Raw genomic sequence first — 12,034 nt, forward strand, 5'->3', positions numbered from 1 at the left:
GTAATGGCGTGTTCTAATAAAACCGACTTCCAACCGTTGGCATTTGGTTTGGTCCAATCTGCATAAATACGTTTCGTGGTTGGGGTTCCAAATTTGGCTATTTCTTCCATCATCCCTTTTACATTGCTGTAGGGAACGTTGTCGGCATCAATAAGTACGGCAAGTTTGAGTTCTTTAATTTGAGACATTTTTTGAGTTGAAATGTTTAACCAAATGTACAAAGTTTATTTTGAAAACCAATGCCCTAGCCGTGATAGAAGTGGAAATCCTTTTTGTGGTTTTGTACTTCGACACGCTCAGTATGACAAAACCACAAAAAGATTGGAACGAATAGCGCGAATAGCTCCTAAAAAAATATTTTGAAATTTGTTTATATATTAAGGTAGGAATTATTAATTTTGCAACTTCTTAAATTTTAAGATTTCATTATGGTAAAAGATTTATTCGAAAGAATTCAGAACAATAAAGGTCCGTTGGGAAAATGGGCGTCGCAAGCAGAAGGTTATTTTGTTTTTCCAAAATTGGAAGGAGAATTGGGTCCAAGAATGAAGTTTCATGGGAAAGATATATTAAATTGGAGTTTGAACGATTATTTAGGTTTAGCCAATCATCCAGAAGTTCGTAAGGCAGATACTGAAGCTGCAATTCAATACGGAGCGGCTTACCCAATGGGTGCTAGAATGATGTCTGGTCATACCGATGCTCATGAACAGTTGGAAAATGAATTGGCAGCTTTTGTAATGAAAGAATCTGCTTATTTGTTAAACTTTGGTTACCAAGGCATTATGTCGACTATTGATGCTTTGGTTACTAAAAACGATATTATAGTTTACGATGTAGATGCTCACGCTTGTATTATAGATGGGGTTCGTTTGCATATGGGTAAACGCTTTACTTACCGCCACAATGATGTGGAAAGTATGGAAAAAAACCTGCAACGCGCCACGAAAATGGCTACAGAAACTGGTGGCGGAATACTTTTTATTACAGAAGGTGTTTTTGGAATGCGTGGTCAACAAGGAAAACTGAAAGAAGTGGTTGCGCTGAAGCAAAAATACAATTTTAGACTTTTGGTCGATGATGCTCACGGTTTTGGAACACTGGGAAAAACTGGTGCTGGAGCAGGCGAGGAGCAAGGCGTTCAAGATGATATTGATGTTTATTTTTCGACTTTTGCCAAATCAATGGCGAGTATTGGTGCGTTTATTGCTGCTGACAAAGAAATTATTGATTACTTAAAATACAATTTGCGTTCTCAAATGTTTGCAAAATCGTTGCCTATGATTCAAACGCTTGGCGCATTGAAACGCTTGGAATTATTGAAGAATCATCCTGAATTGAAAGATAAATTGTGGGAGAACGTAAATGCTTTGCAAAGTGGATTGCGTTCCAGAAATTTTAATATTGGAGATACAAATACTTGTGTAACACCAGTTTATTTGGAAGGAAGTGTGCCGGAAGCTATGGTGATGGTGAATGATTTGAGGGAAAACTATGGTATATTTTTATCGATTGTAATATATCCTGTAATTCCTAAAGGGATTATTTTGTTGAGAATGATTCCAACTACTTCGCACACTTTGGGAGACGTTCAAGAAACTTTGACAGCTTTTGAAGCCATTCGTGAAAAATTGGTTAATGGAACTTATAAAGAAATTGCTGACAGAACTAAAGTAGATTTAGATGCATAATCGGTTTTTATAAATACAATTAAATCCTTTCGTTTGCTCGAAAGGATTTTTTTTTGAAATCGACTAGTTAATTTCTTTACCTTTATCATTAATATAAAGTAAAATTATGAAAAAGGTTATTGTTTTAATTCTTGCTTTTGCTGGATTGTTCTTTTCTTGCAAAAAAGAAGTGGTTCCAGAAACAGAGGAAACTGTTGTGGTTGAAGATTTAGCTTTGGAAGAATGCTTTATGGGAATCCTGAAAAAAGATACTGTTTCAATGACTTTAAATACAAAAGACGGAAAATTTAATTTTGGAAAATTATCATATCATTTGTTTGAAAAAGATAAAAATGAAGGTGAATTTTCTGGAAAGATGAAAGGAGATACACTTTTTGCAGATTATAATTTTATGTCGGAAGGTGTTTCATCTGTTAGAGAAGTTGCTTTTTTGAAAAAAGAAGATACTTTTACTGAAGGTTATGGAGAAGTAGTTTATGATAATAATGGTAAAGTTATATTTAAAAATACAAAAGCTTTAAAATTTGATGGTGATATTGTTTTGAAAAAAGTAGATTGTAAAAAATAAAAAGAAATACTTTCGTTAAAAATAATCTGAGATTATAAATTTTTGATAAAAGTATTTCTTCTACATGTAATTTCTGAGCCAAAATTTTTCCACAAAAGATTTATAGATACATTATCTGATAATTCAGGCGTTCGAATACAATTTTGAATTCCTTTTTTTGTAAAAGTGGTGTGGTATTCTTTGAATATAATTGCCGTAACACCTTTATTTTGATAATCTGGATGCACTCCAATAAGATAAAACATAACATCTTTGCTGTTTCTCCTTGCATTTAACAGATGCAAAAATCCAAAAGGGAAAAGTTTGCCATTTGCTTTTTGCAATGCTTTTGAAAAGCTAGGCATAACGATAGCAAATGCTACTAGATTTCCGTTTTTATCCTCGACATATTTAATATATTCTGGATTTATAAAACTTATGTATTTTTTTTTGAAATAATCTTTTTGAATATCAGAAATAGCTACAAAAGACGATAAATTTGCATACGATTCATTAAACAAATCGAACATTCTATCAACATAAGGCATTACTTGTTTTGTAGATGTAAAATTTATAGGTGTAAGCTGATACCTTTTTTTTATCAGTTCTTGTGCTTTGTCAAACTGCTCCAATTTTACATTTGAAAATGGGAACTTATATTCTAAGTATTCTTTTTCAACTTTAAAGCCTAATTTTTTAAAATGTTCCCCATAATATGGAAAATTATACCAAGTAATCATAGTACCGAGCTCTTCAAAACCTTGGGTTAAAACGCCAACTTTATCCAAATTTGAAAAACCCATTGGACCTTCTACATGTTCAAGATTATTTTTTTTGCCAAGATCATAAACTTTTTCCAAAAGTGCTTTTGTAACCTCGATATCATCAATAGTATCAAACCAGCCAAATCGAACTTTACTTTTTTGTTGCTTATTTACTTCATCCCAATTTATTATAGCTGTAATTCTACCAACAATTGTTTCGTTTTTGTACGCCAAATAAAATTGAGCTTCGGCATTTTTAAAAACTGGGTTTTTAATTTTATCGAAAGCTTCAAGCTCATCATCAATAATTGGTGGAACCCAAAATTTATTATTTTTATATAAGGAGAAAGGAAACTTTATATATTCTATAATTTCACTTTTGGTTATTGCCTCTTTTATTGTAATCATTTTGGATTTAATGGTATGGTTTCTATATTGTCAATTCTTTTGGACTTTTCTGTTTTTTCTGCATCTTTAGGCTTAACTTCTTTTCCGTTTTTTATTTCAACAGGTTTGTGTTTTTTATCGAAACGCCATGAAAATCCAAAACCACCAAATAGCAATGAAGGTGTATTTTTTATATTTTTGCTTACAGAAGCATCAATTTGCATGTTTGATTTGAGTAAGTATGTTGCTCCAAGTGTAACTATTCCATCAGAATAATAGTCGCTTTTTATTCCTTTATTTTCAATAAAACCAGTCCATTTATCACTCAAACCTTTGGTAAGCGTTAAAACATACCCATAATTGAAGCCATCAGATCCAATTTTATCGGCAACAATATTGGTTACCAAGACTAGTCCGCTGTTGAAATGATTTTGCGCAATCAACATGACTTTTGGGCTTACTACAGATTCATTTGGAATGCTGTAATCATTTTCCATGGCGTAATTTACACCTGCATAGCCTGAAATTGCAGGAATAAATTGCTTCCAATTGAATTTATGATTTGCTTTCCAGCTGTAAATATTTGGTTTTTCCTCTTTGGCTTTAAATGGATCATACAGCAAGTATTTTGCCCCTAAAGTCAATTGTCTAAATCCACTTCTATTTTTTTGAAAACCAGATGCTGTATATTGATCAAATTGAAACTGCGATTCCAATACAAATTCCAATTGTTCAAAAAATAATCCACCACGTGCTGCAAGTTCGATTCCAAAGCCTCTGGCGTCGTAATTTAAAGTTTTATGGTCTTCGAGTATGCCATAAATTCCGCCTTCTGCTTGAATAATTTTTTTCCCAACAGAAAATGCACCCATGGATGAGCCAGGTCTGTTTGTGTTTATTTGATCTGTAAATTGTGCAAAACTAGGAGTAATACTGAATAAAGCACTTAGAAATAATATAGATTTTAGTAAATTCATCTTTGATTATGGTTAATTAATTCAAATGTAATATATTTTATCAATAATTTAAGAATCAAAATTTATTTTTAAATTATAGATTTATTATTTTTGATAAAAAATTTCTAATGCAAGAAGCTTCTTTCAATGGTGTTTTTAAAACATTGGTTTATATGATTGGATTTTATTATCTGATTAAATTTTTGGCTAAAATATTTTTGCCTTTATTGATGAAAAATATGATTCATAAAGTCCAAAACAATCTCAATAATCAGCAATTTGATACTTCCTTTGATGATAAATCTAGCAATAATAATCAAAACATAAATAAAGAAAACCCAAAATCCACAAAAAAAGTTGGCGATTATATTGATTACGAAGAAATAGATTAATTATCCAAAATATTCACGCAAATTTCTTATCATTTTTCCTGTTGTCTACTAAAATTTATTACACTACTTTTGACTTTCGAGACAATTAATTAATCAAAAAAAATAAATGATACATTTTTTACATTTTATTTGGAATCCGTCTGAAGGATTTCAAATAGGTAGTTTCACGCTTCGATTTTATAGTTTAATGTTTGTAATATCCTTTGTTTTAGGTTTTATAATCATGAAAAAAATATTTCAACGCGAAAATGAATCCATGGAAAAATTGGATAGTCTTTTTATGTATATGTTTATTTCTATTTTGCTTGGTGCCAGACTTGGTCATGTTTTCTTTTACCAAAGCGAATTAATTTTTGAAGATCCACTAAGTATAATTCTTCCGTTTCGATTTAATCCAACATTCGAATTTACAGGCTTTCAAGGTTTGGCAAGTCATGGTGCAGCTATAGCAGTAATAATTACTATGTATTTTTATACTACAAAAATTTTAAAACGACCAATGCTTTGGATATTGGATAGGATAGTAATTCCAGTAGCTAGTGGTGCTATTTTAGTTAGGTTGGGTAACTTTTTTAATTCAGAAATTGTAGGCGATAAAACAACATCGCCTTTCGGAATTAAATTTATTCAAGATGCAATTAGACCAAATGAAGCCATGCGTTTGACTCAGTTGAGTAATCCAAAAGATGCTTTCAACGCCATTGCAACAGATCCTAAATTTGCTTCAATTTTAGAACAAATTCCCGCTAAACATCCATCTCAATTGTATGAAGCAGTTGGTTATGTATTTGTTTTTGCAACTTTGCTTTTTTTATATTGGAAAACTGATGCTCGTTTAAAGCAAGGATATCTTTTTGGAATTTTTCTAGTTATGCTTTTTAGTATTAGAATTATTGTAGAATTTGTAAAAGAAAGCCAAGGTGGTTTTGAATCTGCTTTGGGTATTTTATCTACAGGTCAATGGTTGAGTATACCTTTCGTTATTGCTGGATTTTATTTTATTTTAAAAGCAAAGAGAGTAGAATAAAATTTAATTTTATTGGTTATGTTTTAGAATATTGTTGATTTAATAAAATTTCATAACAATTCTCTATTTGATTGTAAGCAAATTTTGCTTTTTTGTTTCTTAAAATAATTTCTGCTAAGTCAATTACTTGATTTGTCTTGTTTTTAATTCTTTGCAAAAACATAAACCAATTCAAATATTGATTTAAAAATTTAGTTGATATTCCATAAAATGGTTTAATCCATCTTTCGTATAAATTATCTATTGAGTTGACATTTTGAACATGAAACATTTTGTTTTTGCCATGATTTTTTGACAAAAAAGTATGATGTTCAACTTCTTTTTCTTTTGCCCATGATATAATTGATGGATGTTTGTCTGAACAAAGTATGTTTTGCGAATCCATTAAATCTCCAATTGATTTATCTACACTTTTTGCATCGATTCTTCCTCTCTTTGCCACCTTCATTGTTGGATTTCCTTTTCTGTCAGTGGCAACGATAATTGATATTTTGTCATCACTAACACCTCTTTTCGTTTTCCTATCACTGGGTCTTTTGTATGATTCTCTATCTAAATTTTTGTTTCCTTTTTCATTTATATTCACTAATTTGTCATCGCACTCAACTATTCCGAGAAACTTTGTACCGTTTATTTGCTCTAGAGATGTTGCTATTTTATGTCGCCAATCAAGAACTGTTTTTACATTTAATTCTAAAGTTTTTGATGCTTTTCTTATACTAACACTTTCTAAAATCAACTTCAAATACGACTGAAATTTGTCTACTTTTTTAATTCCTGAAATTGCAGTTCCAGTATAATCATTAAAACTTTTTTTACATGATTTGCACATATAACGACCACGACCTTTGTAAGTTCCGTGACCCACAACCTGTGAATCTTCACAATTAGGACATTCAATTTTTGAACTATTGTTAGTGCTATTGTTTAATGAATCAAATTTAGGAACTTCAATCTCATACTGAAGAAATTTCAGTAAATCATGCTTTTGGCTTTGACTAAGGTTTTTTACAAATGATTGAATATCCATATAATTCTTTATTTTAAAATATAAATATACAAAAATCTACATTATTATAAAACATAACCAATTTATTTTAAAATTTTAAATTTTTATTAATTATATTTGCACTATTATTAATTTAAGATTAAATACCTTTATTTAATGGCTCAAAACGACGATTTTCAAGAAGAAATTGGAAACAACCATATTGGAACAAGCGCAGTTAATCCCATAAGAAAAGACGCATTCGATTTGCCTGACGAACAAAAAATAGAATCTATTAAAAAAGATGTTCATAATATTTTGACTACCTTGGGTATGGATTTAACTGATGATAGTTTAAGCGGAACTCCGAATCGAGTAGCAAAAATGTTTGTCAAAGAAATATTTGGTGGATTAAACCCTTCAAGAAAACCGAAGGCTTCGACTTTTGAAAATAACTACAAATATGGTGAAATGCTGGTGGAGAAAAATATTGTGGTTTACTCCACTTGCGAGCATCATTTGCTACCCATTATTGGTCGCGCACATGTGGCTTATATTTCAAATGGTAGGGTAATTGGCTTATCAAAAATGAATAGGATTGTTGAATATTATGCCAAAAGACCTCAAGTTCAAGAGCGTTTAACCATGCAGATAGTTCAAGAATTACAAATTGCACTTGGAACTGAGGATGTGGCTTGTACTATTGACGCAAAACACCTATGTGTGAATTCTCGTGGTATTAAAGATATAGAAAGCAGCACAGTAACATCTGAATTTGGAGGTAAATTTAAAGAAGCTCAAACACGAAGAGAATTTTTGGATTATATTAAAATGGAAACTAAATTTTAGAAATTTAAGTTTGAACATACACAATAGTATCCTATTTAGCCTTGATAGCAGTGGAAATATTGAAGTTAAAAAAAATCAAATTTTCTTGCTATTTTTGAGCGACCAAAGGAAGCTCCAAAAATAGTATAGAAAATTATTTTTTTAACGAAATATTGTAACGAATAGCAAGATTAGCTCCAAATCAAAATAATAATAAGTTAACAAAATACAGCAAAATGCCATTATACAATAATAATACAGTCAATATATACAATTCACTTTCGGGAAAAAAAGAAATTTTTAAACCTATTAATGAAGGCTATATTGGTATGTATGTTTGTGGGCCTACTGTTTACAGCAATGTGCATTTGGGTAATGTTCGTACTTTTATGTCTTTTGACTTGATATACAGATATTTAATTCATCTTGATTATAAGGTTCGTTACGTACGAAATATTACCGATGTGGGTCATATTGTAGATGATGTAGATGATGGCGAGGATAAAATTGCCAAAAAAGCACGTTTGGAACAACTGGAACCTATGGAAATTGTGCAACGATATACTGTCGATTTTCATGAAATTTTGCACCAATTTAATTTGCTTCCACCCAATATTGAACCAACTGCGACTGGACATATTATTGAACAAATTGAAATTGTCAAAAAAATTATTGACAGAGGTATTGGCTACGAAAGCAATGGTAGCGTTTATTTTGATGTTGTAAAATTTAATGAAACCAATCATTATGGTCAGCTGAGCGGAAGAAATATTGAAGATATGCTTGCCAATACGCGTGACACCGATGGACAAAGTGACAAACGCAACCCACAAGATTTCGCACTTTGGAAAAAGGCAGAACCAGAACATATTATGCGTTGGCCTTCGCCTTGGAGCGATGGATTCCCGGGTTGGCATTTGGAGTGTACTGCTATGAGTACCAAATATTTAGGAGAAAAATTTGACCTTCACGGTGGCGGAATGGATTTAAAATTTCCACACCACGAATGCGAAATTGCTCAAAATGAAGCTTGTACTGGTCATGCTCCTGTAAATTATTGGATGCATGCTAATATGTTGACTTTAAACGGGAAAAAAATGTCAAAATCTACTGGAAATAATATTTTGCCAAAAGAAATTATTACTGGAGAGAGCGAATTTTTAAGCAAGGCATTTTCACCAAGTGTGGCTCGTTTTTTTATGCTTCAAGCCCACTATAGAAGTGTTTTAGATTTTTCTGACGATGCTATTGTAGCTGCCGAAAAAGGACATATTCGATTGATGGAAGCTTTGAGCAAATTGAATCAAATTGAAGCTAGTGATAATTCTTCTATTGATGTAAAATCATGGAAAGACCAGTGTTATCAAGCTATGAATGACGATTTTAACAGTCCGATTTTAATAGCTCATTTGTTTGAGGGCGTTCGTTTTATTAATATTCTATTAGACAAAACGGCTACTTTAAATATTGATGATTTGGCAGATTTTACAAAAACTATCAATTCTTTTGTATTTGATATATTGGGTTTGCAAGCCGAAACAAATGATAGTGCTTCTCATGAAAAACTTGAAGGCGTTATTCAAATGCTTATTGGTATGCGAAATGATGCAAGAACCAATAAAAACTGGAAATTATCTGATGATATTCGGGATCAATTGTTGTTGTTGGGAATTCATTTGAAAGACGGTAAAGAAGCAACTGAATTTAGTATATCATAATTTTCTAAAAATTTATGCTAAAAAAAATCTTGATATTTCCATTTCTTTTTTTGGTCAGATTTTATCAAATTATAATTTCGCCGCTGTTGCCAGCAACTTGCCGTTATTCGCCAACTTGCTCACAATATATGGTGGAAGCATTAAAAAAGCATGGCTTATTTTATGGAGGTTTTCTTGGTATAAAAAGAATATTGAGTTGTCATCCTTGGGGAAAAAGTGGTTATGATCCTGTTCCTTGATTTATTGGTCTACTATATAATTAAAACTTTGCACTGTTTGTATTTGCCTTTGAGGTTCTAAAAATTTCAACACGAATTTCACGAATTTTCACGAATAAATTTGTGTAAATTAGTGAAATTCGTGTTAATCTTATTAGTATGTCACAGACTTTTAATCTGCTAAACTAATGTGGACTGAAAGTGAATAGTGGTTTAGTTTTAATTAATCTTCTTCTTTTTTAATCACTTTTCTTGCTACTTCAATTTTGAATTTTTTGCCTTTCATTTTTTCATCACGAATGTTATGAAGCAAATCTTTCACTTTTTTAGATTTTACAGCTGCAAATGATACAAAATCTTTCACTTCAATCAATCCTAAATCACCTTTCTCCAATTTTCCCTTTTGAGAAAAGAAACCAACTATATCTATTTTGTTCAGTTTTGTTTTCTTTCCGCCTGAAATATAAATGGTTTGAAATGCTGGTGGTTTTGGAAGTTGAGATACATTATCAACATTTAAAATAGCCATTTTATAATTGATATAGTCTGATTTTTTTTCACTTTCGTGAACAATTATATAAGCTGTTCCAGAAGCTAACATCCTTGCCGTTCGTCCATTTCTATGGGTAAATTCATCTTCTTTTGATGGCAAATGGTAGTGAATAACATGTTTCATTTCTGGAATATCCAAACCACGAGCCGCCAAATCGGTAGTAATCAAATAGGAAACACTTCCGTTTCTAAATTGTATCAAAGCGCGTTCTCGCTCGTCTTGATCCATTCCGCCGTGATAATAGGTAGCGTAAATTCCTTTTTCGCAAAGTGTATTGCTTATTCTTTCTGCTGCATCTCGATGGTTGCAAAAAATAATGGCTGATTCAGATTTTAGTGAACATATTAAATTAAATAAACTTCCAATCTTGTCTTTTTCTTTGGAAACCACCATTTTCATTGAAAGGTTACTATTTTCTTCTTCCGTAGGAATAAAATCTAAAACTGTCGGATTGACAACTCTTGTATATTTTGGAATTTCAATGTCTGAAGTGGCTGAGACCAAAACTCGCTTGTTTAATTTTGGCAGTCTGTTAATAATGAAAGACATTTGTTCGTGAAAACCCAATTGCAATGATTTATCAAATTCATCTAAAATCAATGTTTCAATACCATCAAATTTGAAAGTTCCTCTGTCCATATGATCGGCAATTCTGCCAGGAGTCCCAATTAAAACGGCTGGTGGATTACTTAAATTTTTAATTTCAGTATCTATTGAATGTCCACCATAGCAAACATTTACTTTGTAATGCGTTCCCATTTTTTTCCAAACTTGCTCAATTTGCAAACCCAATTCTCTCGATGGAACTAAGATTAAACATTGAACAGTAGCAATGTCTTCTTGTAACATTTCAAAAATCGGCAATAAAAAAGCCAGCGTTTTTCCTGATCCTGTTGGAGAAAGCAGCAAAACATTAGCATCATTTAAAATGGCATTTTGAGCCACTTCTTGCATTTCATTTAGACTTTCAATACCTAAATTGAGCAATATATTATTGGAATGGTGGTTGTTATTCATTTGGCAAAGATAGTCTTTGAATTACGAATTTTGAATTACGATTTAAGATTTTTTGAAATCCGTTTAAATCTGCGTTTTTGATTTATCAAATCGGTGTCATCCGCGTTCCATCTATTATAGTTCCATTTTTTTATTTACATTTGAAAAACATTACAACCTATACATTATGCGTTTTTTTAAATCGGCTTTTTTATTACTAACAATATCACTTTTCGCCCAAAATAAGAATAATTATAAAACTTTTTTCGAAAAAGGAAGTGGAAACCGATCTGCCAATTATCAAGAAACTATCGATTATTATAAAACATTGGATGCCGATTTTCAAACTATAAAAATGGAACAAATGGGTTTGACTGATTCTGGTGAGCCATTACATATTGTTACTTTTAGTGTAGATAAAATATTCGATTTTAAAACTATTCAAAAAAATAAAGCCATCATTTTAATCAATAATGGAATCCATGCTGGCGAACCTGATGGGATTGATGCTACAATGCAATTGTTTCGGGATTTGGCTTTAGGAAAAATAAAAATCCCTAAAAACACGATTATAGTAACGATTCCAATTTACAACATTGGCGGTGCTTTAAATAGAAATTCGACTTCAAGAGCCAATCAAAATGGTCCAGAAGAATACGGTTTTCGTGGCAATGGGAGAAACTTCGATTTAAATCGTGATTTCATCAAATCCGATACTAAAAATACCAAAAGTTTTGTTGAAATTTTTCATAAATTGAATCCTGAAGTTTTTATAGACAATCATGTAAGCAATGGCGCTGATTATCAGTATAATTTAACCTATATTCAAACGCAACATAATAAATTAGGAACTGTATTAGGTGATTTTATGGTCAATGAAATGACACCAAAAATAGTTGCTGATTTAAAAACAAAAAAACAAGAAGCAACGCCTTATGTCAATGTTTGGGACGGGACGCCAGACAAAGG

At 31.4% G+C, this 12,034-nt stretch carries 13 protein-coding genes; 8 read left to right on the forward strand and 5 right to left on the reverse strand.

The genetic code is table 11. The features are described from left to right. A partial coding sequence (locus RMN92_RS09465; protein ID WP_309609214.1) for an NYN domain-containing protein occupies positions 1 to 188 on the reverse strand: 188 nt, incomplete at its 3' end. A 240-nt stretch (positions 189 to 428) separates the two neighbouring features. Between RMN92_RS09465 and RMN92_RS09470 the strand changes: the two genes are divergently transcribed. Both RMN92_RS09470 and RMN92_RS09475 read left to right on the forward strand, forming a co-directional pair. Further along, a complete protein-coding gene (locus tag RMN92_RS09470) occupies positions 429 to 1,691 on the forward strand; it encodes a pyridoxal phosphate-dependent aminotransferase family protein (protein ID WP_309609215.1) in 1,263 nt (420 codons plus the stop codon). 106 nt (positions 1,692 to 1,797) lie between these two features. After that, entirely contained in the window at positions 1,798 to 2,259 is a 462-nt protein-coding gene (locus tag RMN92_RS09475; RefSeq protein ID WP_309609216.1) for a hypothetical protein, read from the forward strand. Between the two features lie 32 nt (positions 2,260 to 2,291). Here RMN92_RS09475 and RMN92_RS09480 read toward each other — a convergent pair whose 3' ends face one another. Continuing rightward, the gene (locus RMN92_RS09480) at positions 2,292 to 3,410 is read right to left on the reverse strand and encodes a GTP cyclohydrolase (protein ID WP_309609217.1); all 1,119 of its coding nucleotides are present in this window, start codon (positions 3,408 to 3,410) and stop codon (positions 2,292 to 2,294) included. Then, positions 3,407 to 4,366, reverse strand: a complete 960-nt coding sequence (locus RMN92_RS09485) for a transporter (RefSeq protein ID WP_309609218.1) — start codon at positions 4,364 to 4,366, stop codon at positions 3,407 to 3,409. The genes RMN92_RS09480 and RMN92_RS09485 overlap by 4 nt, the downstream gene beginning before the upstream one ends. Before the next feature lie 107 nt (positions 4,367 to 4,473). Between RMN92_RS09485 and RMN92_RS09490 the strand changes: the two genes are divergently transcribed. Beyond that, positions 4,474 to 4,737 carry a DUF4834 domain-containing protein gene (locus RMN92_RS09490; protein WP_309609219.1) on the forward strand — a complete coding sequence of 88 codons (264 nt, stop codon included), beginning with the start codon at positions 4,474 to 4,476 and terminating at the stop codon, positions 4,735 to 4,737. A 106-nt stretch (positions 4,738 to 4,843) separates the two neighbouring features. After that, positions 4,844 to 5,764 (forward strand): prolipoprotein diacylglyceryl transferase, encoded by a 921-nt coding sequence (gene lgt / locus RMN92_RS09495; protein ID WP_309609220.1) that lies wholly within the window; start codon positions 4,844 to 4,846, stop codon positions 5,762 to 5,764. Between the two features lie 16 nt (positions 5,765 to 5,780). Here the strand turns inward: lgt and RMN92_RS09500 are convergent, their stop codons facing one another. After that, positions 5,781 to 6,794 (reverse strand): IS1595 family transposase, encoded by a 1,014-nt coding sequence (locus tag RMN92_RS09500; protein WP_309609221.1) that lies wholly within the window; start codon positions 6,792 to 6,794, stop codon positions 5,781 to 5,783. Positions 6,795 to 6,929: 135 nt separating this feature from the next. Here RMN92_RS09500 and folE point away from each other — a divergent pair, with 135 nt between their 5' ends. The 3 genes from folE to yidD all read left to right on the forward strand — a co-directional run bounded on the left by folE (position 6,930) and on the right by yidD (position 9,537). Further along, positions 6,930 to 7,601, forward strand: coding sequence for a GTP cyclohydrolase I FolE (folE, locus tag RMN92_RS09505; protein ID WP_309609222.1), 672 nt, complete (start codon positions 6,930 to 6,932; stop codon positions 7,599 to 7,601). Between the two features lie 215 nt (positions 7,602 to 7,816). Beyond that, a complete protein-coding gene (gene cysS, locus RMN92_RS09510; RefSeq protein WP_309609223.1) occupies positions 7,817 to 9,298 on the forward strand; it encodes a cysteine--tRNA ligase in 1,482 nt (493 codons plus the stop codon). A gap of 14 nt (positions 9,299 to 9,312) precedes the next feature. After that, positions 9,313 to 9,537: a membrane protein insertion efficiency factor YidD gene (gene yidD / locus RMN92_RS09515; RefSeq protein ID WP_309609224.1), complete on the forward strand. Its 225-nt coding sequence runs from the start codon at positions 9,313 to 9,315 to the stop codon at positions 9,535 to 9,537. Positions 9,538 to 9,739: 202 nt separating this feature from the next. Here yidD and RMN92_RS09520 read toward each other — a convergent pair whose 3' ends face one another. Next, positions 9,740 to 11,086 (reverse strand): DEAD/DEAH box helicase, encoded by a 1,347-nt coding sequence (locus RMN92_RS09520; RefSeq protein WP_309609225.1) that lies wholly within the window; start codon positions 11,084 to 11,086, stop codon positions 9,740 to 9,742. A 166-nt stretch (positions 11,087 to 11,252) separates the two neighbouring features. Between RMN92_RS09520 and RMN92_RS09525 the strand changes: the two genes are divergently transcribed. Then, on the forward strand, positions 11,253 to 12,034 hold a 782-nt coding region (locus RMN92_RS09525; protein ID WP_309609226.1), incomplete at its 3' end, for a M14 family zinc carboxypeptidase.

It is taken from the genome of Flavobacterium sp. (genome assembly GCF_031363805.1).
Taxonomy (GTDB): Bacteria; Bacteroidota; Bacteroidia; order Flavobacteriales; family Flavobacteriaceae; genus Flavobacterium.